The organism is Streptomyces sp. NPDC093149, assembly GCF_044754145.1.
Classification (GTDB): Bacteria; Actinomycetota; Actinomycetes; order Streptomycetales; family Streptomycetaceae; genus Streptomyces.
Window position 1 is genome coordinate 629,516 of record NZ_JBIVON010000002.1, and the last position, 23,444, is coordinate 652,959.

The following is a 23,444-nucleotide window of genomic DNA, read 5'->3' on the forward strand; positions in this document are numbered from 1 at the left end:
GAGACGGTGCACGCGTCGGCAACTGCCGCCAACGGGGCTCGCGGGCCAATTTGTATCAACTGCGTCCAGCCCACCGAAAGCCACCTCGATGTGATCTGGGTCACATGCATGTTTACGCTTTGAGTGCCCGGGTAGACGCCCACGTTTGCGCAGGTCAGAACCCTTGGGTGCGGAGCGGGCGCGTGCCCCGGGGGCGGGGCGGCGCGGACCCTCCGGATACAGGAGCGGATCGGGCACACTGGCCGCATCTGCCACGACCGGGGAGCGCAAGGTGAGCACGGACATTCCAGCCATCGACCCACTGGACGGGCTGCGTGCCCCGCAGGACCCGGACTGCGACGTCTTCCTCACCGGCACGGTCTTCCTCGACATCATCTTCACCGGCCTGGACAGCGCCCCGGTGCGCGGTACCGAGTCCTGGGCGCGCGGCATGGGTTCCAGCCCCGGCGGGGTCGCGAACATGGCCACCGCGCTCGCCCGGCTGGGCCTGCACACCTCACTGGCCGCGGCGTTCGGCGACGACCACTACGGGGAGTACTGCTGGGACGCCCTGGAGCAGGGCGAGGGCATCGACCTGTCCATGTCGCACACCGTCCCCGGCTGGCACTCACCGGTGACCGTCTCCATGGCGTACGAGGGCGAACGGACGATGGTCTCGCACGGCCACGAGGCCCCGGGCCCCGAAAGGACCTCCGGCGCCGTGCTCCCGGCCGAGGAGTCCGTCTTCCCGCGCTGCCCGCCCCGCGCGCGGGCCGCCATCGCCTCGCTCGTCCCCGGGCGCAGCGAGCCCTGGGTCGCCAAGGCCGCCGGGAACGGTGCCCGGATCTTCGCCGATGTCGGCTGGGACGAGACCGGCCGCTGGGACCTGGACGCCCTGGCCGACCTGGAGCACTGCGAGGCGTTCCTGCCCAACGCCGAGGAGGCGATGCGCTACACCCGCACCGACTGCCCGCGCGCCGCCGCCCACGCCCTGGCCGAACGGGTGCCGCTCGCCGTGGTCACCCTGGGCCCGGAGGGCGCTTACGCGGTGGACGCGGCGACCGGGGCGAGCGCCGAGGTGCCCGCCATCGAGGTCGAGGCGCTGGATCCGACCGGGGCGGGCGACGTCTTCGTCGCCGGCTTCGTCACCGGCACCCTGGCGGACTGGCCGCTGGCCGACCGGCTGGCCTTCGCCGGACTGACCGCGGCGCTCTCGGTGCAGGAGTTCGGCGGTTCCCTGTCGGCACCGGACTGGGAGGAGATCGGCGCCTGGTGGCAGCAGGTGCGCACCTTCGCGGACCAGGACCCCGCGGCGCTCCAGCGGTACGCGTTCCTGGAGGAACTGCTGCCCGCGGCCGCCCGGCCGTGGCCGCTGCGCCGGGCCGTCCCGACGATCGGCTTCCGCCGTCCGGCCTGAACGGGGCAGTCGTGTTCGCAGCCGTGTGCGAAAAAGCTCTCGGTGTTGTGGGTGCCAAGTCGTAGGCTTGGTAATCCAGAGGTTGTCGATCGGCGAGAACCCTGCAACAGGAGGTATGTGCAGGCCACAGAGCCGGCCCATGACTCAGACACCCACAGCCCAGACCCTGGCGCCGGGGCAGGCGCGAGCCCAGTTCACCGTTCCGGCCAAGCATCCGATGGTGACCGTCCTGGGCTCCGGTGACGCCCTGCTGCGCGTGATCGAAACGGCCTTCCCGGCGGCCGACATCCATGTCCGGGGAAACGAGGTCAGCGCCGCCGGAGACGCGACGGAAGTCGCCCTGATCCAGCGCCTGTTCGACGAGATGATGCTGGTGCTCCGCACCGGTCAGCCGATGACGGAGGACGCAGTGGAACGCTCGATCGCCATGCTCAGGGCGAGTGAGAGCGGCGAGGGGGACGGTCAGGAGACGCCGGCCGAGGTGCTCACCCAGAACATCCTCTCCAGCCGCGGTCGCACCATCCGTCCCAAGACGCTCAACCAGAAGCGGTACGTCGACGCGATCGACAAGCACACGGTCGTCTTCGGCATCGGCCCCGCGGGTACCGGCAAGACCTATCTCGCCATGGCCAAGGCGGTCCAGGCCCTGCAGTCCAAGCAGGTCAACCGGATCATCCTGACCCGGCCCGCCGTCGAGGCGGGCGAGCGGCTCGGCTTCCTGCCGGGCACGCTCTACGAGAAGATCGACCCGTATCTGCGCCCGCTCTACGACGCCCTGCACGACATGCTCGACCCCGACTCGATCCCGCGGCTGATGGCGGCGGGCACGATCGAGGTCGCGCCGCTGGCCTACATGCGTGGCCGCACGCTCAACGACGCGTTCATCATCCTCGACGAGGCGCAGAACACCAGCGCCGAGCAGATGAAGATGTTCCTGACCCGGCTCGGCTTCGACTCGAAGATCGTCATCACCGGTGACGTCACCCAGGTCGACCTGCCGAACGGGACCAAGAGCGGTCTGCGTCAGGTCCAGGACATCCTGGACGGCGTCGAGGACGTCCACTTCTCCAAGCTCACCTCCCGGGATGTCGTCCGGCACAAGCTGGTCGGCCGTATCGTCGACGCGTACGAGAAGTACGACAACCGAGACAGCCACAACGGGAAGTAGTCGCAGCGCACCATGTCGATCGACGTCAACAACGAGTCCGGAACCGAGGTCGACGAGCAGGCGATCCTCGACATCGCCCGCTACGCGCTCGCACGGATGCGGATCCACCCGCTGTCCGAACTCTCGGTGATCGTGGTGGACACCGACGCCATGGAGCAGCTCCACATCCAGTGGATGGACCTGCCGGGGCCGACGGATGTCATGTCCTTCCCGATGGACGAACTCCGTCCGCCGTCGAAGGACGACGAGGAGCCCCCGCAGGGGCTCCTCGGTGACATCGTGCTCTGCCCGGAGGTCGCCGAGAAGCAGGGCGCGGACGCGGAGACCCGGCACTCCATGGACGAGGAGCTCCAGCTCCTCACCGTCCACGGAGTGCTGCATCTCCTCGGGTACGACCACGAGGAGCCGGACGAGAAGGCCGAGATGTTCGGCCTCCAGGCCGCGATCGTGGACGGCTGGCGCGCCGAGCGCGGCCTGACCGGTCCCTCGCCCGCCCCCACCGTCTCGTGAGCGTTCCTCTCGTCCTCGGTGCCGTTCTGCTGGTGGTCGTCGGCTGGCTGGCGGCCTGCGCGGAGGCGGGCATCGCCCGCGTGTCCAGCTTCCGGGCCGCCGAGGCCGTCCGCTCCGGGCGGCGTGGCAGTCAGAAGCTCGAACAGGTCGCGGCCGATCCGACCCGGTATCTCAACGTCGCCCTGCTGGTGCGGGTCGCCTGCGAGATGTCGGCCGGTGTGCTCGTCACCTACGCCTGTCTGCAGGAGTTCTCGCAGACCTGGGAGGCGCTGGCCGTCGCGATGGCCGTGATGGTCCTCGTCTCCTATGTCGCCATCGGCGTGTCACCGCGCACCATCGGCCGCCAGCACCCGCTGAACACGGCCACCGCCGCCGCCTACGTGCTGCTGCCGCTGGCCAGGATCATGGGTCCGATCCCGCAGCTGCTGATCCTCATCGGCAACGCGCTGACGCCCGGCAAGGGGTTCCGCAAGGGACCGTTCGCCAGCGAGGCCGAACTGCGGGCCCTGGTCGACCTCGCCGAGGCGGAGTCGCTGATCGAGGACGAGGAGCGTCGCATGGTGCACTCCGTCTTCGAGCTCGGTGACACGCTCGTGCGCGAGGTCATGGTGCCTCGGACCGACCTGGTCTGCATCGAGCGCTACAAGACGATCCGGCAGGCGCTGACCCTGGCGCTGCGCTCCGGTTTCTCGCGGATCCCGGTCACCGGGGAGAACGAGGACGACATCGTCGGCATCGTGTACCTCAAGGACCTGGTCCGCAAGACGCACATCAACCGGGAGTCGGAGGCCGATCCGGTCTCCACGGCGATGCGGCCGGCGGCGTTCGTGCCCGACACGAAGAACGCCGGCGATCTCCTGCGCGAGATGCAGCAGGAGCGCAGCCACGTCGCCGTCGTGATCGACGAGTACGGCGGCACCGCGGGCATCGTCACCATCGAGGACATCCTCGAAGAGATCGTCGGCGAGATCACCGACGAGTACGACCGTGAACTCCCGCCGGTCCAGGAGCTGGAGAACGGCTGCTTCCGGGTGACCGCCCGCCTCGACATCGGCGACCTGGGGGAGCTGTTCGGCCTCGACGAGTTCGACGACGAGGACGTGGAGACGGTCGGCGGTCTTCTCGCGAAGGCGCTCGGACGGGTTCCGATCGCCGGTGCGTCCTCGCCGGTCGACCTGCCCGACGGCCGCCGGATCCGGCTGACCGCGGAGTCCCCGGCAGGCCGCCGGAACAAGATCGTCACGGTGCTGGTGGAGCCCGTGGAGCCGGAGGGGGTGGGGGAGGGGTGACTCCGCATCAGCTGAGGGCCTTCTGCCTGGAGTTCGACGCGAGTGTCGAGGAGTTCCCGTTCGGGCCGGAGGCGTCCGTCTTCAAGGTGCTCGGCAAGATGTTCGCGCTCAGCACGTTGGACGCGCGTCCGCTGACGGTGAACCTCAAGTGCGATCCGGACGAGGCGGCGCGGCTCCGCGAGGAGTACGACGCGGTGGTGCCGGGCTGGCACATGAACAAGCGGCACTGGAACACGGTGACGGTGTCCGGGGTGCCGGACCGGGTGCTCCGTGAGCTCATCGAGGACTCCTACGACCTGGTGGTGGCGGGCCTGCCGAAGGCGGAACGGCTGCGGCTGGACCGGGCGTAGGAGCGGTGAACCTGTTCCCCGGTTCCTGATGGCTCTGTTCACTCGTGACGAGGCGGTCAGCCTGCCAGGGGCAGGGCGACCGCTATCGCGTTCCGGTCCGTGCGGCTGATCAGCGGGAAGACGATCTTCAGACCCTGTTCGCTTTCCGGTGAGGAGACGACGAAGGACGAGTTGAGTATGCGTTCCTTGATCTCCGAGCGGACGAGGCCGGCGAGCGGAATCGTCATCAGGTGTTCCTCGGGTCGGGCGAACGTCGGGTTCGCCCGGAAGATGAAGATGCGACGGTCGGTCATTGCCAGATACATCGGGGTCGGCACCGGGATCACGGCCATTCCACCGCTCGCGATCGCCGAGGCTGCCGCGAACGCCGCGGTCCGGCGCACAGAGACAGAGCTCAGGTTGACGATGGTCGCCACCTTGACCTGCTCCTGGGAATCGAGCATGGGGTCGAGGGCGGCCAACAGCAGTCGGCGACGCTTTCCGTTCACGGGTGACACTCCTGAAAGGTTGGGCGTGGACCGGACGGCACACTCCCGTCCGGCAGGTGACTTCCCAGGCGCTGCCGCGGGATCCTGGTGCCCGGATGGCTGTCGCGGGCCGGACTCCCCGGCGAAGCCCGGTCGGCGTGATTCGTCGGCACACCTTGCCATACGCGGGATCACGGGCCCCGCCCCGGTTGCACAAAGAGACTTTGCGATGACAGGAGGCACCTGATGAGCGCGTGTCGCCACCCCGGTCCACCGGCACCTGCCGCCGCACCGGGACGCGATCGCACCGCGGGTCGTCGCTCGGTTCCGGACGGGGTGCCCGGATCGTTCCGCGGATGCCCGGTGCCGGGGTGACCGCGCGTCGCCGGTGCCCGCGGACCGTACCCGTCCGCCCGGTTCGTATGCTCGGCACATGACTGAGAGCACCGACCTCGGCCCAGAGGACCGCAAGATCGTCACGCTGGCGCGCAGCGCCCGCGCCCGCAACGGCGTGCCGGAGGGCGCGGCCGTACGGGACGAGACCGGACGCACGTATGTCGCGGGCACCGTCCGACTGGATTCGCTGAAGCTCAGCGCCCTGCAGACCGCCGTGGCGATGGCGGTGGCCAGCGGCGCCACGTCGCTGGAGGCGGCCGCGGTCGTCTCCGAGGCGCAGACCCCGTCGGACGCGGACCGCGCCGCGGTACGGGACCTGGGCGGCCCGGACACCCCGGTCCTGCTCGCCGGGCCCGACGGCGCGCTGCGGGCCAGCGTGACGGCGGGCTGACGGCGACAGGATCCGCACCCGGCGCACGAACGCCCCGCCCCCGTCGGCGCGAGGCGTTCGCACACCCGAGCGGGAGGAGCGCGGATCTTGACACCATCTGATGGTCCATCAGTCGGTGCGTTTCGCTTCCATTGACTTCTTTTCGGCCGGAGTCGTCAATGGGCCCCCTGTCGGCGCAGATGAGCCGCTGCGCCGCATCCGGCAGGAGGGGGCTCCATGCGTCCGACCGTTCGAAGCATCAGCATGCGAAGATCCGGCGCGCGAAGGCGTTCCGGGCGCGGCCGCCGCTGGGGCGCCGCGCTGGGCGTGGGCGCGCTCGTCGTGGCCGGGGGCGGGGGACTCGCGGGCCCCGCGCAGGCCATGGTGACGGCCTCCGTGCCGGTGGAGTTCCCCACCCACTGCATCCCGCCGGCCATCGCGGGCATCCCCCCGATCGACGGGCCGACCAAGGCCGAGATCACCGTCGACAACGCCGCACCCACGGTGGGCGACACCGTCACGGTCACGTACACCGTCGTCAAGCCCGCCGCGGGCAACCCGGTCGACCTGGCCCTGCCCGCCGACATCATGACGCCGACCGGCAAGGTCACCGTCGGCGGCGCGCAGTCCGCGAGCATCACCGTCGCGGGCCCTAAGAAGAACGCCCCGGTACCCGGCAAGGGCGACTTCCCGTCGTTCTCGATGACCGGTACGTTCACGGTCACCGCACCCGGACAGATCACGCTGTCGCCCGGCGACTACAACATCCACACCAGCTACATCATGGAGCTGGACACCCCCTGCACGGTGACGGATCCGCCCGCCCCCGTCTCCGAGACGATCCTCGCGACGGACGGCGGCGGCCAGGTCAACGAGCGTGCCATCCAGCTCGGGGCGGCCTCCGGCAAGGCGGGCGACGCGGTCACCGTGACCGGGTCGAAGTTCACCGCGGGCGCGGACGTCACGCTGGCGGGCCGGGCCGGGGACAGGCAGACCGCCGACACGGCCACCGTCAAGGCGGACGGCTCCGGCGGCTTCAGCGGCCGGCTCACCGTCGACGATCCGGCGACCACCGGCATCGTCGCCTACGAGGGCGGTGCCTGGGACGCGGCCAAGGGCGCGGGCCCGCAGGCCTACACCGTCACCGGGGGCGGCGGCGGGATCCCGGACGGCAGCCAGCGGCTCGACTCGTCCGTGAAGGCGGGCACGCTGTCCATGGTCCAGGCCGGGGACACGGTCGAGATGTCGGCGGTCGACTTCGGCAGGGGCGGCGCATCCCGCGGCTCGCTGCAGACGGTGACGGTCGAGGACTACCGCGGCGGGCCCGCCGGCTGGTCCCTGACCGGAAAGGTCACCGACTTCAAGGGCCCCGGCGGCGCCACGATCGGAGCGTCCGAACTGGGCTGGACCCCGGTCTGCGCGACGAAGGCCGGAAGTCCCAGCACCTGTGCGGCCGGTTCCCAGGGGCCGGTGGGCAGCGCGGGCGCCACGCTGGCGTCCACGCCGAACGGGACCCTCACCGGCGGCGAGTTCACCGTCGACGCCCGGCTCGCGCTGAACGTACCGGCGTACACCGCCCCCGGCGCGTACTCCGGCGTGCTCACCCTCACCCTCACGTGACCGAACAGCCCCGACCGATCCGGTGGACCGGGCGCGCACCCGCCCGGACCACCGAACACACGACCACCCGGGGGTCCCGCACCGTGCGCAAGCTGTCCGTACTCCTTCTGGCCGGCGCCCTGCTGCTGACCGGCGCCCCGGCCGCCCACGCCGCGGACAACGGCAGCTGGTCGGTCTACCCGGCCACCGCCCAGGCCGGTCAGCGCCCGTACTTCTACCTCTCCGCCGACCCCGGCGCCACGCTCGACGACCGGGTCACCGTCACCAACAAGACGGACCGGCCGCAGACCTTCCGGCTGTACGCAGCCGACGCCTACAACACCCCGCGCGACGGGGGCTTCGCCGTCCGTGCCCGGAACGAGCGACAGCGCTCCGTCGGCGCCTGGGCGAAGACCGACCGCGACCGGATCACGGTTCGGCCGCACGGCTCGGTCACCGTGCCGGTCACCATCACCGTCCCCGAGGACGCCGAGCCGGGCGACCATCCCGGCGCCCTCGTCGCCCTCGACGAACGCATCGACCCCGCCGACGCGGGAGCCGTCGCCGTCGGCATCCGCAAGGCGGTCGGTGCCCGCATCTACCTGCGGGTGAACGGACCGACCATGCCCGCGCTCTCCGTCGACGACGTGAAGGTCGAGCACACCCAGCCACTGGTCCCGGGCACCGGCAAGAGCCGGGCCGTGATCTCGTACACGCTCCACAACCGGGGCAACGTCACCCTCAACCCCAAGGTCGCCCTCAGGGCCGAGGGCCTCTTCGGCCGCACCCTGCTCGCCCGCGACCTGAAGAGGATCCCCTCCGAGCTGCTGCCCCGCCAGCAGGTCCGGCTGACCGAGCAGTGGGCGGACGCGCCCCAGCTGGAATGGGGCGAGATCGAGGTGACCGCGAGCGCCCGCGACACCCGCGAGTCCGCCGCCGTCGGGTACTTCGCCCTGCCCTGGCTGATGGCCGGGGTCCTGCTGGTGATCGTCGGCGCGGGCACGGGACTGTGGATCCGGGCCCGTCGGAGCCGCACCGGCACGGCCTGACGCGACGCGCGACAGGCCCCGGCGCGCCCCTTGGTACGGCGGGGCCGCCGGCATCGGGGACAATGGGCGCCATGAGCGTTCGACCTGACACAGAAGCCGCTGCACAGCAGGCTGCGAACAAAGCCCCGCACAGGGCCGGTTTCGCCTGCTTCGTGGGCCGCCCCAACGCGGGCAAGTCCACCCTCACGAACGCTCTGGTCGGCCAGAAGGTGGCGATCACCTCCAACCGGCCCCAGACCACCCGGCACACCGTGCGCGGCATCGTGCACCGCGAGGACGCGCAGCTGATCCTGGTCGACACCCCGGGCCTCCACAAGCCGCGCACCCTGCTCGGCGAGCGTCTCAACGACGTCGTGCGCACCACATGGGCCGAGGTCGACGTCATCGGCTTCTGCCTGCCGGCCGACCAGAAGCTGGGCCCCGGCGACAAGTACATCGTCAAGGAACTCGCGGGCATCAAGAAGACCCCGAAGATCGCCGTCATCACCAAGACCGACCTGGTCGACTCCAAGCAGCTCGCCGAACAGCTGCTCGCCGTCTCCCGCCTCGGCGAGGAGCTCGGCTTCGAGTGGGCCGAGATCATTCCGGTCTCCGCGGTGAAGGCGGAGCAGGAGGCGGGACGCAGCCCCTCGAACAAGGGCGGTGCCGGGAGAGGAGCCGGCCAGGTGGACCTGCTGGCCGATCTGATCGCCCCGCTGCTGCCCGAGAGCCCGCCGCTCTACCCGGAGGGCGACCTCACCGACGAGCCCGAGATGGTCATGGTCGCGGAGCTGATCCGTGAGGCCGCGCTCGAAGGCGTACGGGACGAGCTGCCGCACTCCATCGCCGTCGTCGTCGAGGAGATGCTGCCGCGCGAGGACCGCCCGGCGGACAAGCCGCTGCTCGACATCCATGCCAACGTCTACATCGAGCGCCCCAGCCAGAAGGGCATCATCATCGGCCCGAAGGGCAAGCGGCTGAAGGACGTCGGCACGAAGTCGCGCAAGCACATCGAGGCACTGCTCGGCACGCCGGTCTTCCTGGACCTCCACGTGAAGGTGGCCAAGGACTGGCAGCGCGACCCGAAGCAGCTGCGCAAGCTCGGGTTCTGACCCGGGTCAGGGACATGCCGGTGGTCCGGCCGCGGCCCGGGCGCGCGCCCGTCTCACGCGCCCTCCTTCAGGACGCGTGAGATCAGTGCGCGCTGGGCGTCGGTCAGCCGGGGGTCCGCGCAGTGGATGGTCCGGTCACCGACCGTGATCCGGTACCGGAAACCGTCCGGGACGCCGCCGGGCGGGGTGTCGTGGCCCGAGACGAGCGCCGAGCGGGCCAGTTGCTCCCACTGCGCGGCGTCGGCCCGACCGGCGGTGTCGACCTCGCCATGGCGTGCGATGCCGGCGAAGCCGCCGGTCCTGCTGACCTGAATCCGCATGCGGTGTCCTCCATCGCCGGACGGGCCGGGAAATGCCCTACGCGGTCGGTACGCCCACCTCCGACCATGCCTTCAGGACGGCCTCCGCCTCGTCGCCCTCTCCGAAGCGGCTGCGGGCCGCGGCCACGGTCAGCCGGGCGAAGGACGCGAAGTCCGCGTCCACGGCCAGTCGACCACCTGTGAGCACATCGAACCAGAGCTGCCCGGCGCGTTCCCACGCGTTGCCGCCGAGGGCCGTCGCCAGGAGATAGAACGCCCGGTTCGGGATGCCGGAATTGAGGTGCACCCCGCCGTTGTCCTCGCCGGTGTGGATGTAGTCCTCCATCGACGCGGGCTGCGGGTCCTTGCCGAGCACGTCGTCGTCGTACGCCGTTCCCGGTGCCTTCATCGAACGCAACGCCTCGCCCCGGACACCGGGGGCCAGCAGTCCGGCGCCGATCAGCCAGTCGGCCCGGTCGGCGCTCTGGCCCAGCGAGTACTGCTTGACCAGGGAACCGAAGACGTCGGACATCGATTCGTTGAGCGCGCCGGACTGGCCGTAGTAGCTCAGATTGGCGGTGTACTGGGTCAGGCCGTGCGTCAGTTCGTGGGCGATCACGTCGATGGCGACGGTGAAGTCCAGGAAGATCTCCCCGTCCCCGTCACCGAAGACCATCTGCTCGCCGTCGAAGAAGGCGTTGTTGTACTTCTCGTCGTAGTGCACGGAACCGATCAGCGGGAGCCCGTTGCCGTCGATCGAACGGCGGCCGTATGCCTTGAGCAGCAGTTCGAAGGTGGCGCCGAGTCCCGCGTACGCGCGGTTGACGCTCGCGTCCTTCGTCGGCTCCTGGCCCTCGGCGCGGACCTTGGTGCCGGGCAGCCGGGTGCGGTGACGGCAGTCGTACAGCGTCCGGTCGGGCTTGTCGGACGCCTCCTTGCCGGTCGTGGCGGTGACGGGCACGGTGACGACCGTGGCCATCTGGCGGCGGGTGCGGCGGGCGGCGTCGCTCTCCAGGGTGCGGCGGGCGGGGCCCGCGAGGTCGGGGTTGTCGGACTGCGACAGCTTGTCGAGGACATGGGGCGGCACGATGGTGCAGAAGACGGGGCGGAACCCGTGCTGAGACTGAGGCTGCATACAGCCGACTGTGGCACCGGGTGACGGACATGTCACTGGTTGCGACCAGGATTGACGAAATGGAGTGATCGATCACTCTTGGGCGTTTCCGGCGTCCGGTCCCGCATACTGATACGGGACGGACGCATCAGGCGCCTCTCGGTTAGTCTCGTCGCATCATGCGTTTCGGGCTGCTTCTTCTTAGCTGCCGCGGCGAGGGCCTGTAGTCGTAGGCCGACCCCCTCCCCGCGGAGTCTGGTGCTGCAGCGACACAGTCGGCCGTCCCATTGGTTGGACCCCGAGGAGCCGTACGCCATGACCGCCGCACATCCCGCTCAGACCCCCGCCGGGAACGCTGTCGGACGCCCGACGCCGATCACCAACGCCACTCAGCTGCAGAAGCCGTCCGGGATGCCGATCCACAAGTACGGCCGGTACGAGGCCGTCGAGATTCCCGACCGCACCTGGCCGGACAACCGGATCACCGTCGCGCCCCGCTGGCTCTCCACCGATCTGCGCGACGGCAACCAGGCCCTGATCGACCCGATGTCGCCGGCCCGCAAGCGCGAGATGTTCGATCTGCTCGTACGCATGGGCTACAAGGAGATCGAGGTCGGGTTCCCGTCCTCCGGCGAGACCGACTTCGCGTTCGTCCGCTCCATCATCGAAGAGGGCGCGATCCCCGAGGACGTGACGATCTCCGTCCTGACGCAGGCCCGCGAGGACCTGATCGAGCGGACCGTCGAGTCCCTCGTCGGCGCCCACCGCGCGACCGTGCACCTGTACAACGCGACGGCGCCCACCTTCCGTCGGGTCGTCTTCCGGGGCTCGAAGGACGACATCAAGCAGATCGCCGTGGACGGCACCCGGCTGGTCATGGAGTACGCGGAGAAGCTGCTGGGCCCGGAGACGGTCTTCGGCTACCAGTACAGCCCCGAGATCTTCACCGACACCGAGCTGGACTTCGCCCTGGAGGTCTGCGAGGCGGTCTGTGACGTCTGGCAGCCGGAGGAGGGCCGCGAGATCATCCTCAACCTGCCCGCCACCGTGGAGCGTTCGACCCCCTCCACGCACGCGGACCGGTTCGAGTGGATGTCGCGCAACCTGTCGCGCCGCGAGTTCGTCTGCCTGTCGGTCCACCCGCACAACGACCGCGGCACCGCTGTCGCCGCCGCCGAACTGGCCATCATGGCCGGTGCGGACCGGATCGAGGGCTGTCTGTTCGGCCAGGGCGAGCGCACCGGCAACGTCGACCTGGTCACCCTGGGCATGAACCTGTTCTCGCAGGGCGTCGACCCGCAGATCGACTTCTCGCAGATCGACGAGATCCGCCGCACCAGCGAGTACTGCAACCAGATGGAGGTCCACCCGCGCCACCCCTACGCGGGCGACCTGGTCTACACCGCCTTCTCCGGCTCCCACCAGGACGCCATCAAGAAGGGCTTCGACGCCATGGAGGCCGACGCGGCCGCCCGGGGCACGACGGTCGACGACATCGAGTGGGCGGTGCCGTACCTGCCGATCGACCCGAAGGACGTCGGCCGCAGCTACGAGGCCGTCATCCGGGTCAACTCGCAGTCCGGCAAGGGCGGAATCGCCTATGTCCTGAAGAATGACCACAAACTGGACCTGCCGCGCCGGATGCAGATCGAGTTCTCCCGGATCATTCAGGCCAAGACCGACGCCGAGGGCGGCGAGGTCACGCCGACGCAGATCTGGTCCACGTTCCAGGACGAGTACCTGCCGAACCCGGACGACGCTGCGGCTCAATGGGGTCGCGTGCAGATCCGCTCCGGTCAGACCACGACCGGCTCCGACGGCCGGGACACCATCACCGTCGAGGCGACCGTGGACGGCACGGACACCGTGCTGACCGGTACCGGAAACGGCCCGATCTCCGCGTTCTTCGAGGCGCTGCAGGCCATCGGCATCGATGCCCGTCTGCTGGACTACACCGAGCACACCATGAGCGAGGGTGCCAGCTCCCAGGCCGCCTCGTACATCGAGTGCGCGATCGACGGCAAGGTCCTGTGGGGCATCGGCATCGACGCCAACACCACGCGTGCCTCGCTGAAGGCGGTCGTCTCCGCCGTCAACCGCGCCACCCGCTGACCCGGCGCCCGAAAGGGCGTGAAGCCGCACGGCCGAGAACCCCGTCCACCCGCATCCGGGGGGCGGGGTTCGGCCATCTCCGGCGGTTGTGACGACCGAGGTGCTGACGCCACATCGTGACTGTGGTTAACATCACGTCGACACGGCAATGTTGCCGGAGGGGCACCTCCCGTGCCTTTGGGGCTACGGGGGAGTTACGGAGGTGTGCGACGTGCGGTCAGCCCGGGGACAACGCGCCATGAAGCTGCGTATCTGCGGCATCCGCACCATCTGGGACACCGTCGGGGACGGGGAGTTCTTCTGCCCCGGCTGCGGCGGCGACCGCAACTACCGTCGGCTCACCGGCCGTCGCCGTTTCGCGGTGCTCGGCGTACCGATGGTGCGGCGCGGCACCACGGGACCGGTCGTCGAATGCGCCGCCTGCCGGGACCGGTTCGACACCGAGGTGCTGGACCACCCCACCACCACCCGGTTCTCCGCGATGCTCCGGGACGCCGTCCACACGGTCGCGCTCGGCGTCCTCGCCGCCGGCGGCACCGCCTCCCGCACGGCCCTGGAGGCCGCGGCCGCCCTCGTGCGCGACGCCGGATTCGACGACTGCACGGAGGAACAGCTCTCCACCGTCGTCGAGGTCCTCGCCGCCGACATCGGCCACGGCGCCGCCTTCGACCCGGCGGCCGAGGCCTGCGGTGCGGCCCTCGCCATCGAACTGCACGAGGCACTGGAACCCCTCGCCCCGCACCTGGCCCCCGCCGGACGCGAATCGATCCTGCTGCAGGGGGCCAGGATCGCGCTCGCCGACGGCCCGTACGGGCAGGCGGAGCGCGAGGTGCTGACCATGGTCGGCGGGGCGCTGCAGCTCTGCCCCGAGGACACCGCCCGACTGCTCGCGGCGGCTGCGCGCACCCCCTCCTGAACGGCCCCGTCCACACCGGGCGCGTACTCCCGCGGGAGTATTCGGGCCCGCGGACCCCGCCCGCGGGGGCGCCCGGCGGCCCGGACCGCCTGTCCGAACGGGAGTGCCAGGTGCTCTGCCTGGTCGGGCGCGGGCTGAACAACGCGGAGATCGCCGAGACCCTCGGCCTCGGCCCGCTCACCGCGAAGACCCACGCCAGCCGGATCATGGGCAAGGTCGACGCCCGCGACCGGGCCCAGCTGGTGATCGTCGCGTACGAATCGGGGCTGGTCGTCCCGGCCGCGGGCGGGGCGGACGGGCAGTAGGGTCTCTCGTTCGGATCACGCCGGGCCCGCGTGCCCCGGCACCGTGCCCCACCGTGTCGTCGTCGGTCGCCATGGGGGGTGGGCCCCATGAGCCGTCCTGGTACCGGACAATGGACACATGAGCTTGTTCCGGGACGACGGCGTGGTGCTGCGCACGCAGAAGCTGGGCGAGGCCGACCGGATCATCACGATCCTGACCCGCGGCCACGGCCGGGTGCGGGCCGTCGCCCGCGGTGTGCGGCGCACGAAGTCCAAGTTCGGGGCACGGCTGGAACCCTTCTCCCACGTGGACGTGCAGTTCTTCGCCCGGGGCAGCGAACTCATCGGTCGCGGCCTGCCGCTCTGCACCCAGAGCGAGACGATCGCCCCGTACGGCGGCGGCATCGTCACCGACTACGCCCGCTACACCGCGGGCACCGCGATGCTGGAGACCGCCGAGCGGTTCACCGACCACGAGGGCGAGCCCGCGGTCCAGCAGTACCTGCTGCTCGTCGGGGGGCTGCGGACCCTCGCCCGCGGCGAGCACGAGCCGCATCTCATTCTCGACGCCTTCCTGCTGCGGTCGCTCGCCGTCAACGGCTACGCACCCAGCTTCGAGGACTGCGCGAAGTGCGGAATGCCCGGACCGAACCGTTTCTTCTCCGTCGCGGCGGGCGGCGTCATATGCGGCGACTGCCGGGTACCCGGCAGCGTCGTACCCTCGGCTGAGGCCGTCGCCCTGTTGAGCGCGCTGCTCACCGGCGACTGGGAGACAGCGGACGCGTGCGAGGCGCGTCATGCCAGGGAGGGGAGCGGACTGGTGTCCGCCTACCTGCACTGGCATCTGGAGCGCGGACTGCGCTCACTGCGGTACGTAGAGAAGTGACACAGGCAGATCAGGCAGAGGGAGCGAGACAGTTCATGGCAGTACGCGGGATGCTCGGCGGCCGTAACCGGCGCGACTACAAGACCCCGGAGCCGCACCCCTCCGGAGCCACGCCCCCGAAGATCCCCGGCGAGCTGGTGCCCAAGCACATCGCCGTCGTGATGGACGGCAACGGCCGCTGGGCCAAGGAACGCGGCCTCCCGCGCACCGAGGGCCACAAGGTCGGCGAGGGCGTCGTCATGGACGTCCTCAAGGGCTGCATCGAGATGGGGGTCAAGAACCTCTCGCTGTACGCGTTCTCCACCGAGAACTGGAAGCGGTCCCCGGAGGAAGTGAAGTTCCTGATGAACTTCAACCGGGACGTCATCCGCCGTCGCCGTGACGAGATGGACGAACTGGGCATCCGTATCCGCTGGGTGGGGCGCATGCCCAAGCTGTGGAAGTCCGTCGTCCAGGAGCTCCAGGTCGCCCAGGAGCAGACGAAGGACAACGACCGGATGACGCTGTACTTCTGCGTCAACTACGGCGGCCGGGCCGAGATCGCCGACGCCGCACAGCGCCTCGCGAAGGACGTCGCGGCCGGGAAGCTGGACCCGTCGAAGGTCAATGAGAAGACGTTCGCGAAGTACATCTACTACCCGGACATGCCGGACGTCGACCTCTTCGTCCGCCCCAGCGGTGAGCAGCGCACGTCCAACTACCTGATCTGGCAGAGCGCCTACGCCGAGATGGTCTTCCAGGACGTGCTCTGGCCGGACTTCGACCGCCGCGACCTGTGGCGGGCCTGCCTGGAGTACGCCCAGCGGGACCGGCGGTTCGGCGGCGCGGAGGAAGTGGTCCAGGAGCCGAAGGGCTGAGGAAGGGGGGTCCGGGGGCACCGCCCCCGGACCGTCGTCAGCCCTTCGCGCTCGCACACTCCGCGCACGTTCCGAAGATCTCCACCGTGTGCGCCACGTTCACATACCCGTGCTGTGCGGCGATCGTCTCCGCCCACTGCTCCACCGCGGGCCCCTCGACCTCCACGGCCTTGCCGCACATCCGGCACACCAGGTGGTGGTGGTGATCCCCGGTCGAGCAGCGCCGGTACACGGACTCGCCGTCCGTGGTGCGCAGCACATCGACCTCGCCCGCGTCGGCGAGGGACTGAAGGGTGCGGTAGACGGTGGTCAGCCCGACCGAGTCACCGCGGTGCTTGAGCACGTCGTGCAGCTCCTGGGCGCTGCGGAACTCGTCCACCTCGTCGAGCGCCGCCGCCACCGCCGCCCGCTGCCGGGTCGACCGGCCGCGTACCGGGGCCGCGTTCGTTCCACTGATCGGCGCCGTCGCCACAGCAGCCTCCTCGTGTCGCCCGTACCTGTGTCGGGCCATTGTGCCAGCCCGTCCGGGCGTCACGGTCAAACCCGGAGTTCGTCCGTGGCCGAACGGGAGGCCGTCACCTCAAGAGTGCACTCCCCGGACGCCGCTTCGCTCTGCCGGGCGCGTCTTCTGGCCAGCGGGGTCGCGAGCAGGGTCAGGCCGACGAAGGCCACGATGGCCAGCAGCACGATCGTCGCGCCGGGCGGGACGTCCTGGTAGTACGAGGTCACGGTGCCCGCCAGGGTCACCGCCGTACCGATGACGACCGACAGCACGAACGTCACCTTGAAGGACCTGGAGATCTGCTGCGCCGCCGCGACCGGCACCACCATCAGCGCGCTGACCAGCAGCAGCCCGACGACCCGCATCGCCACGGTGACGGTCACCGCCGCCGTCACGGCGACCAGCAGGTTCAGCGCGCGCACCGGCAGGCCGGTGACCCGGGCGAACTCCTCGTCCTGACTGACGGCGAAGAGCTGCCTGCGCAGCCCCAGCGTCACCAGCAGCACGAAGGCGGCCAGCAGGCAGATCGCGGTGACGTCCTCGGTGGAGACCGTGGACAGGGAGCCGAAGAGGTACGAGGTGAGGTTGGCGTTGGAGCCGGTGTCGGAGAGGTTGATCAGCAGGACACCGCCCGCCATGCCGCCGTAGAACAGCATGGCCAGCGCGATGTCGCCGCGGGTGCGCCCGTACCAGCGGATCAGCTCCATCGCGACGGCGCCGACGACGGCGACGGCCGTGGCCATCCACACCGGGCTGGTGGAGAGCAGGAAGCCGAGGCCGACACCGGTCATCGCGATATGACCGATGCCGTCTCCCATCAGGGCCTGGCGGCGCTGGACGAGGTAGACGCCGACGGCGGGGGCGATGACGCCGACCAGTACGGCGGCGAGCAGGGCCCGCTGCATGAACGGAGGGTCGAGGAATTCCATGATCAGCTCAGCAGTCCGGTCCGGACGGGCTCGGAGGCCGCGTGGGGGTGTACATGGTCGTGTCCGGGCAGGGCGTGCTGGCCCAGCGCCTTCGGGGGCGGCCCGTCGTGCATCACACAGCCGTCGCGCAGCACGATCGCGCGGTCGATGAGCGGCTCCAGCGGGCCGAGCTCGTGCAGGACGAGCAGCACCGTGGTGCCGGCCGCGACCTGTTCCCGGAGCGTCGCCGCGAGGATCTCCTGGCTGGCCAGATCGACGCCGGCCATCGGCTCGTCCATGATCAGCAGCTCCGGTTCGGCGGCCAGCGCCCGCGCGATCAGCACCCTCTGGTGCTGTCCGCCGGAGAGCGCGTCCACCGAGTCCTTGGCCCGGTCGGCGAGGCCGACGAGCTCGATGGCCCGGTCGACGGCGGCCCGGTCGGCCTTGCGCAGCAGCCCCAGCTTCGTACGGGACAGCCGCCCGGAGGAGACGACCTCACGGATCGTGGCGGGGACACCGCCGGCCGCCGTGGTGCGCTGGGGGACGTAACCGACACGCGACCAGGTGCGGAAGCGGCGCAGCGGGGTGCCGAACAGCTCGACGGAACCGCCGGAGAGCGGCACCTGGCCGATGACGGAGCGCACGGCGGTCGACTTGCCCGAGCCGTTGGCGCCGAGCAGGGCGACGACCTCGCCGCGGTGGACGGTCAGGTCGATGCCGCGCAGCACCACACGCGCGCCGAGTGCGGCCGTGGCGCCCCGCAGGGCTATGACGGGCTCGGTCGTGCTCCCTGACTCGGGCATGAGCGCCTCCGATACTGCTGTGGCCGGTGTTGCGTGGATCACTTCGCGCCGAGCGCCTTCTGCAGGGCGGCGAGGTTGGACTGCATGACCTCGATGTAGTCAGCGCCCTTGGACTTGTCCGTGATTCCCTCCAGCGGGTCCAGGACGTCGGTCCTCAGTCCGGTGTCCTCGGCGAGGGTCTTCGCGGTCTTGTCGCTGGCGAGCGTCTCGAAGAATACGGTGCTGACCTTGTTCTTCTTCGCGATGGTGTGGATCTCGTCGATCCGGGCGGGGCTGGGCTCGGCCTCGGGGTCGACGCCGGCGATGCCCTCCTGGGTCAGGCCGTAGCGTTCGGCGAGGTATCCGAAGGCGGAGTGGGTGGTGATGAAGGTCTTGGTCGCGGTGTTCCTCAGCCCGTTCGCGTACGCGGTGTTCAGGCCGTCGAGCCTGGTGACCAGCGCGTCCGTGTTCTTGCGGTAGTCCGCGGCGTGGTCCGGGTCGGTCTTCTCCAGCGACTTCCCGACGCCCTTGGCGACCTCGGCGTACTTCACGGGGTCGAGCCAGATGTGGGGGTCGGCTCCGGCCTCGTCGCCGTGGTGCTCATGACCGTGTTCGTCGGCTCCGGTCTCGGTGCCGTGGTCCTCCAGCGCGGTGAGCTTCGAGGCGTCGACGACGTCCTTCGCGCCGGACTGCTTGATCGCGTCGTCGACGGCGGGCTGGATGCCCTTGAGGTAGAGGACGTAGTCGGCGTCGGCGAGTCCGCCGATCTGCCGCGGGGTGAGCTCCAGATCGTGCGGCTCGACTCCCGGCTTGGTCAGCGTGGTCACGGAGACGTGCTTCCCGCCGATCTGCTCGGCCAGGAACTGCATCGGATAGAACGAGGCCACCACGTTCAGCTTGTCGCCGTTCTTGTGATCGGCGGCATTCGAGCCGGAGCAGGCGGTGAGCGCCGTGAGGCCGAGGACGACTGCTCCGGCGACGGCGGCGGTGGGTATGAGGCGGCTTACGTTCATGACAGTCATTTTCAACAAAAGTGGAAACGATTGTCAACAAGCCTGATGAGAGGACCGCTCGGCCGTCCGCGCCGATACCGATTTGATCGAAGGGGCGTGCCCGCCGGTAATCTGAAGCATTCGCCCGCCCGTCTCCCGAGCACCACCCCCCCCACGAGGCGCTTCGCGCCACCCCTGTCCAGTTTCGTCGTCGTAATGAAGAGAGCACCGTGGCCGCCGACAAGATCGACTCCATCGTCAGCCTGAGCAAGCGCCGTGGCTTCGTCTATCCCTGCAGTGAGATCTACGGTGGTCAGCGCGCCGCCTGGGACTACGGGCCGCTGGGCGTGGAGATGAAGGAGAACCTCAAGCGCCAGTGGTGGCGCTACATGGTCACCTCGCGCGAGGACGTGGTCGGTCTCGACTCGTCGGTCATCCTGGCCCCCGAGGTGTGGGTGGCCTCCGGCCACGTCGCCACGTTCACCGACCCGCTGACCGAGTGCACCTCCTGCCACAAGCGCTTCCGCGCCGACCACCTGGAGGAGGCGTACGAGGAGAAGCACGGCCACGCGCCCGTGAACGGCCTGGCCGAGCTCAACTGCCCCAACTGCGGCAACAAGGGCACCTTCACCGAGCCCAAGCAGTTCTCGGGTCTGCTCTCCACCCACCTCGGCCCGACCCAGGACTCCGGCTCGGTCGCCTATCTGCGTCCCGAGACCGCGCAGGGCATCTTCACCAACTTCGGCCAGGTGCAGCAGACCTCGCGCAAGAAGCCGCCGTTCGGCATCGCCCAGATGGGCAAGTCCTTCCGGAACGAGATCACTCCGGGCAACTTCATCTTCCGCACCCGCGAGTTCGAGCAGATGGAGATGGAGTTCTTCGTCAAGCCGGGCGAGGACGAGGAGTGGCAGCAGTACTGGATGGACCAGCGCTGGAACTGGTACACGGACCTGGGCATGCGCGAGGAGAACATGCGCTGGTACGAGCACCCGAAGGAGAAGCTCTCCCACTACTCCAAGCGCACCGCGGACATCGAGTACCGCTTCCGCTTCGGCGGCAGTGAGTGGGGCGAGCTGGAGGGTGTCGCCAACCGCACGGACTACGACCTCAAGGCGCACTCCAAGGCCTCGGGCACGGATCTGTCCTTCTTCGACCAGGAGGCCGGCGAGCGCTGGACCCCCTACGTCATCGAGCCGGCGGCCGGTGTCGGCCGCGCGATGCTCGCCTTCCTCCTCGACGCGTACATCGAGGACGAGGCGCCCAACGCCAAGGGCGTCATGGAGAAGCGCACCGTGATGCGTCTCGACCCGCGCCTCGCGCCGGTCAAGGTCGCCGTCCTGCCGCTGTCCCGCAACCCGCAGCTGTCGCCGAAGGCCAAGGGTCTCGCCACCGACCTGCGCAAGAACTGGAACATCGAGTTCGACGACGCGGGCGCCATCGGCCGCCGCTACCGCCGTCAGGACGAGATCGGTACGCCGTTCTGCGTCACCGTCGACTTCGACACGCTCGACGACAACGCGGTCACCGTGCGCGAGCGCGACACCATGAAGCAGGAGCGCGTCTCCCTGGACCAGATCCAGGCCTACCTCGGCGCCCGGCTGCTGGGCTGCTGACGCGCCACGGTTCGACGAAGCCCCCGGTTCCCCGTACGGAACCGGGGGCTTCGTTGCACACTGTCCACGCCGAGCGTCGCGCCCGCGCGCCCACGCGTCCACAGGAGGCTCCGATGCCGTCCATGACCACGAGCAAGGTCAGCAGATGGGATCAGCACGGCCGTGAACACGTCGTCCACGTGACGAAGTCGGGGATGCAGCGGCGGCTGAGCTGCGACACCTGCGGCTGGCGCCAGGAGGTGCAGTTCCTGCCCTGGCTCAAGGCCGGGGAACATCTCGCCGAGGCCCATCGCGCGACGGTCGACCCGACCGCCTGAGCGGGCCGCCCGCGCCCGGCGCTGCCGCGCGCGGGCCGTCGCGCGCAGGGGGCCGGCGCGCCGCTGAACTCGGCCGTGGTGGCGGGACCCTGCCGGAGCGTGCGGAAAATCAGGTGCCCGGTCCGGCCCGGCCGGGGTACGGTTCCGGCATGTATTCGTTCTTCCAGATCTACGAGTGAGCGCGCGGCGGGCCCGACCACCCGCCGCCCATCGGATCGATTCCAGGTCGCTTCAGACCTCACTTCTCACCACGAATGGGAGAACACCGTGGCCAAGAGCCGCAACAACCTCCTCGGTGTGGGCGGACAGCGCAAGAAGCTGTCCCGCGCCGATCAGCAGGGTGTGGGCCCTGCGCGCAATGCCGACCGCAGGACCGCTGCCGACCAGAAGCAGGAGCTGCTGCGCAAGATGCGGGAGCGCGCGCAGTCGGAGCCGGCCTCCGCCCGGACCGGGGCGTCGTCGGACGGCTCCGCGCAGCCGAGCGCGTCCGAGCAGGACACCCCGGCACAGAGCTGACACCTCTTCATCATCCGTACGACCGGGGGCCCGGATCACCAGAAGTGATCCGGGCCCCCGCCCGTGCCCGCGCCCCGCCGTCCCGCGTGCTCACGCCACTCTGCGCGGCAGCCGCAGGCTCAGCAGCGTCGTCAGGACCACCGCGGCCAGCTGCACCAGCAGCGTCACGGCCAGCGCGTCCCGCATCCCGGAGCCCGGGGCCAGGGAGAGGAACAGCGTGCCGAGCGTGGCCACACCCAGGGCCAGCGCGGCCTGCTGAGTGGTCGTCATCACCCCGCCGCCCACACCGGCTCGCGCGGCCGGTACGTCGGAGAGCACGATGCGGAACAGGACGGGCAGTTGCAGCCCCTGTCCGAACCCCGCGATCGCGACCCCCGGCATCAGCCCCAGCACGCCGAGGCCCGACCACCGCTGCCACACGGTGAACGCGAGCACCAGTACGCCCACCGCCTGGATCACCCCGCCCGCCGTCACGACCCGGCTGCCGTACCGCAGGATCAGTCGTGGGCCCGCCAGGGACGCCACGAAGAAGGCCATCGCCATCGGGGCCATCGACAGACCCGCGGCCGCCGGGCCGAGCCTCAGCCCCTGCTGCAGCGCCACCGCGATCACGAACATGAAGCCGCCGAAGCCGATCGAGAACGGCACCACCAGCGCCAGCCCGCGCCGCAGCGACTCCAGCCGCAGCAGACTCGGCGGCACCAGCGGGGTCCGCCCGAGCCGGTCGGCCCGCCGCTCGACCCGGTAGAAGGCGTACGCGGCGAACGGGAACAGGGCCAGCGAGACCCAGGTCCACACCGGCCAGCCCGCGGCGCGCCCCTCCGTCAGCGGAGCCAGCAGCGTCAGCAGCGACACGGTCAGCAGCAGTGTGCCTGGTACGTCGATCGGCGCGGGCCTGTCGGAACGGGTCTCCGGCACGGCGCGAGCGGCCAGCACCAGCCCCACCGCCGCCACCGGAACGTTCACCAGGAACACCGAACGCCAGCCCGCGCTCTCGCCGAACACCGACGACAGCGGGGCGACGGCGACGAGCACACCGCCGAGGATCTGGCCCGCGACCATGGAGAGCCCGGCCGTCGCCCCGTACAGGCTCAACGCCCTCGCCCGCCGGTGCCCGGACGTGGCCGCCTGAATGGTGGCGAGCACCTGCGGCAGCATCAGCGCCGCCGCCGCACCCTGCGCCACCCGCGCCCCGACGAGCGCCCAGGCGTCCGGGGCGAGCCCACAGGCGAGCGAGGTGATGCCGAAGGCCGCGATCCCCAGCAGGAAGAGCCGGCGCCGCCCGGCCGTGTCGCCGAGCCGACCGCCGAGTACGAGCAGCACGGCATAGGCCAGCCCGTAGCCCGCGACGACCAGTTCGAGCAGCGCGGGGCCCGCGTTCAGATCGTGGTCGATCGTCGGCAGGGCGACATTCACGATGAAGAAGTCGATCAGCGGCAGTGCCGCGCCGAGCAGCACGGTGAACAGTCCGAGTGCGCCGAGCACCGGAGTGGGGTGGTCGTGCCGCACCACTCGGGCGGTGGTGGCGGATACTTCCGTCCTTACAGTTGATTCACTCACGCCATCGAGAATCGCCGTCATCCCAGCCTGGTACCAGAGTCTCCTTATCCTGGTACAAGCAGCACCTGGCAGAGCGCCGGGCCGTTCGGCACGCTGGAGGT

Annotated in this window: 24 protein-coding genes and 1 pseudogene; 17 read left to right on the forward strand and 8 right to left on the reverse strand. The window is 70.2% G+C overall.

Going from position 1 to position 23,444, the window contains the following annotated elements; all coding sequences use genetic code 11:
• Window positions 1-271: 271 nt before the first annotated feature.
• The 5 genes from ACIQCZ_RS09300 (at window position 272) to ACIQCZ_RS09320 (ending at window position 4,713) form a co-directional block, all read left to right on the forward strand.
• Complete coding sequence (locus tag ACIQCZ_RS09300) at window positions 272-1,396, forward strand: carbohydrate kinase family protein (RefSeq protein ID WP_402280937.1); 1,125 nt, start codon at window positions 272-274, stop codon at window positions 1,394-1,396.
• A 139-nt stretch (window positions 1,397-1,535) separates the two neighbouring features.
• Window positions 1,536-2,564 (forward strand): PhoH family protein, encoded by a 1,029-nt coding sequence (locus ACIQCZ_RS09305; protein WP_402280938.1) that lies wholly within the window; start codon window positions 1,536-1,538, stop codon window positions 2,562-2,564.
• Between the two features lie 12 nt (window positions 2,565-2,576).
• The gene (ybeY, locus tag ACIQCZ_RS09310; RefSeq protein WP_402280940.1) at window positions 2,577-3,074 is read left to right on the forward strand and encodes an rRNA maturation RNase YbeY; all 498 of its coding nucleotides are present in this window, start codon (window positions 2,577-2,579) and stop codon (window positions 3,072-3,074) included.
• A complete protein-coding gene (locus ACIQCZ_RS09315) occupies window positions 3,071-4,363 on the forward strand; it encodes a hemolysin family protein (protein ID WP_402280942.1) in 1,293 nt (430 codons plus the stop codon). The genes ybeY and ACIQCZ_RS09315 overlap by 4 nt, the downstream gene beginning before the upstream one ends.
• Window positions 4,360-4,713 (forward strand): MmcQ/YjbR family DNA-binding protein, encoded by a 354-nt coding sequence (locus ACIQCZ_RS09320; RefSeq protein WP_402280943.1) that lies wholly within the window; start codon window positions 4,360-4,362, stop codon window positions 4,711-4,713. Before ACIQCZ_RS09315 ends, ACIQCZ_RS09320 begins: the two co-directional genes overlap by 4 nt.
• A gap of 56 nt (window positions 4,714-4,769) precedes the next feature.
• Here ACIQCZ_RS09320 and ACIQCZ_RS09325 read toward each other — a convergent pair whose 3' ends face one another.
• Window positions 4,770-5,201, reverse strand: coding sequence for a hypothetical protein (locus tag ACIQCZ_RS09325; RefSeq protein WP_402280945.1), 432 nt, complete (start codon window positions 5,199-5,201; stop codon window positions 4,770-4,772).
• Between the two features lie 412 nt (window positions 5,202-5,613).
• Between ACIQCZ_RS09325 and ACIQCZ_RS09330 the strand changes: the two genes are divergently transcribed.
• From ACIQCZ_RS09330 to ACIQCZ_RS09345, 4 genes are all read left to right on the forward strand, one after another.
• The gene (locus tag ACIQCZ_RS09330) at window positions 5,614-5,967 is read left to right on the forward strand and encodes a cytidine deaminase (RefSeq protein ID WP_402280947.1); all 354 of its coding nucleotides are present in this window, start codon (window positions 5,614-5,616) and stop codon (window positions 5,965-5,967) included.
• Between the two features lie 216 nt (window positions 5,968-6,183).
• Window positions 6,184-7,566 carry a beta-xylosidase gene (locus tag ACIQCZ_RS09335; protein ID WP_402280949.1) on the forward strand — a complete coding sequence of 461 codons (1,383 nt, stop codon included), beginning with the start codon at window positions 6,184-6,186 and terminating at the stop codon, window positions 7,564-7,566.
• A gap of 83 nt (window positions 7,567-7,649) precedes the next feature.
• Window positions 7,650-8,594: a WxL protein peptidoglycan domain-containing protein gene (locus ACIQCZ_RS09340; RefSeq protein ID WP_402281269.1), complete on the forward strand. Its 945-nt coding sequence runs from the start codon at window positions 7,650-7,652 to the stop codon at window positions 8,592-8,594.
• Between the two features lie 62 nt (window positions 8,595-8,656).
• Window positions 8,657-9,685 carry a GTPase Era gene (locus tag ACIQCZ_RS09345; RefSeq protein ID WP_402280951.1) on the forward strand — a complete coding sequence of 343 codons (1,029 nt, stop codon included), beginning with the start codon at window positions 8,657-8,659 and terminating at the stop codon, window positions 9,683-9,685.
• Window positions 9,686-9,738: 53 nt separating this feature from the next.
• Here the strand turns inward: ACIQCZ_RS09345 and ACIQCZ_RS09350 are convergent, their stop codons facing one another.
• Window positions 9,739-10,005, reverse strand: coding sequence for a protealysin inhibitor emfourin (locus ACIQCZ_RS09350; protein ID WP_402280952.1), 267 nt, complete (start codon window positions 10,003-10,005; stop codon window positions 9,739-9,741).
• 37 nt (window positions 10,006-10,042) lie between these two features.
• Complete coding sequence (locus tag ACIQCZ_RS09355) at window positions 10,043-11,119, reverse strand: M4 family metallopeptidase (protein ID WP_402280953.1); 1,077 nt, start codon at window positions 11,117-11,119, stop codon at window positions 10,043-10,045.
• Between the two features lie 294 nt (window positions 11,120-11,413).
• Here ACIQCZ_RS09355 and leuA point away from each other — a divergent pair, with 294 nt between their 5' ends.
• The 5 genes and pseudogenes from leuA to ACIQCZ_RS09380 all read left to right on the forward strand — a co-directional run bounded on the left by leuA (window position 11,414) and on the right by ACIQCZ_RS09380 (window position 16,153).
• Window positions 11,414-13,210, forward strand: a complete 1,797-nt coding sequence (leuA, locus tag ACIQCZ_RS09360) for a 2-isopropylmalate synthase (protein WP_402280955.1) — start codon at window positions 11,414-11,416, stop codon at window positions 13,208-13,210.
• 238 nt (window positions 13,211-13,448) lie between these two features.
• Window positions 13,449-14,126, forward strand: coding sequence for a TerB family tellurite resistance protein (locus ACIQCZ_RS09365; protein ID WP_402280957.1), 678 nt, complete (start codon window positions 13,449-13,451; stop codon window positions 14,124-14,126).
• Window positions 14,123-14,431 (forward strand): annotated as a pseudogene (locus ACIQCZ_RS09370) (response regulator transcription factor); the annotation flags it as partial. The gene ACIQCZ_RS09365 and the pseudogene ACIQCZ_RS09370, both read left to right, overlap by 4 nt.
• 118 nt (window positions 14,432-14,549) lie before the next feature.
• Window positions 14,550-15,296 carry a DNA repair protein RecO gene (gene recO / locus ACIQCZ_RS09375; protein ID WP_351079130.1) on the forward strand — a complete coding sequence of 249 codons (747 nt, stop codon included), beginning with the start codon at window positions 14,550-14,552 and terminating at the stop codon, window positions 15,294-15,296.
• Between the two features lie 35 nt (window positions 15,297-15,331).
• Window positions 15,332-16,153 (forward strand): isoprenyl transferase, encoded by an 822-nt coding sequence (locus ACIQCZ_RS09380; RefSeq protein WP_402280960.1) that lies wholly within the window; start codon window positions 15,332-15,334, stop codon window positions 16,151-16,153.
• Between the two features lie 37 nt (window positions 16,154-16,190).
• On the opposite strand, the gene ACIQCZ_RS09385 is transcribed toward ACIQCZ_RS09380, so the two are convergent.
• The 4 genes from ACIQCZ_RS09385 to ACIQCZ_RS09400 all read right to left on the reverse strand — a co-directional run bounded on the left by ACIQCZ_RS09385 (window position 16,191) and on the right by ACIQCZ_RS09400 (window position 19,358).
• Window positions 16,191-16,625 (reverse strand): Fur family transcriptional regulator, encoded by a 435-nt coding sequence (locus ACIQCZ_RS09385; RefSeq protein WP_266361624.1) that lies wholly within the window; start codon window positions 16,623-16,625, stop codon window positions 16,191-16,193.
• Window positions 16,626-16,690: 65 nt separating this feature from the next.
• Entirely contained in the window at window positions 16,691-17,584 is an 894-nt protein-coding gene (locus tag ACIQCZ_RS09390; protein ID WP_402280961.1) for a metal ABC transporter permease, read from the reverse strand.
• A 2-nt stretch (window positions 17,585-17,586) separates the two neighbouring features.
• On the reverse strand, window positions 17,587-18,366 hold the full coding sequence (locus ACIQCZ_RS09395) for a metal ABC transporter ATP-binding protein (protein WP_402280963.1): 780 nt from the start codon (window positions 18,364-18,366) through the stop codon (window positions 17,587-17,589).
• Between the two features lie 38 nt (window positions 18,367-18,404).
• Window positions 18,405-19,358: a metal ABC transporter substrate-binding protein gene (locus ACIQCZ_RS09400; RefSeq protein WP_402280965.1), complete on the reverse strand. Its 954-nt coding sequence runs from the start codon at window positions 19,356-19,358 to the stop codon at window positions 18,405-18,407.
• Window positions 19,359-19,567: 209 nt separating this feature from the next.
• Here ACIQCZ_RS09400 and ACIQCZ_RS09405 point away from each other — a divergent pair, with 209 nt between their 5' ends.
• The 3 genes from ACIQCZ_RS09405 (at window position 19,568) to ACIQCZ_RS09415 (ending at window position 21,783) form a co-directional block, all read left to right on the forward strand.
• Window positions 19,568-20,950 (forward strand): glycine--tRNA ligase, encoded by a 1,383-nt coding sequence (locus ACIQCZ_RS09405; RefSeq protein ID WP_361440332.1) that lies wholly within the window; start codon window positions 19,568-19,570, stop codon window positions 20,948-20,950.
• 113 nt (window positions 20,951-21,063) lie between these two features.
• The gene (locus tag ACIQCZ_RS09410) at window positions 21,064-21,267 is read left to right on the forward strand and encodes a hypothetical protein (protein WP_402280967.1); all 204 of its coding nucleotides are present in this window, start codon (window positions 21,064-21,066) and stop codon (window positions 21,265-21,267) included.
• 267 nt (window positions 21,268-21,534) lie between these two features.
• Complete coding sequence (locus ACIQCZ_RS09415) at window positions 21,535-21,783, forward strand: DUF6243 family protein (protein ID WP_402280968.1); 249 nt, start codon at window positions 21,535-21,537, stop codon at window positions 21,781-21,783.
• A 90-nt stretch (window positions 21,784-21,873) separates the two neighbouring features.
• On the opposite strand, the gene ACIQCZ_RS09420 is transcribed toward ACIQCZ_RS09415, so the two are convergent.
• Window positions 21,874-23,343 (reverse strand): MFS transporter, encoded by a 1,470-nt coding sequence (locus ACIQCZ_RS09420; RefSeq protein WP_402280969.1) that lies wholly within the window; start codon window positions 23,341-23,343, stop codon window positions 21,874-21,876.
• Window positions 23,344-23,444 lie beyond the last annotated feature (101 nt).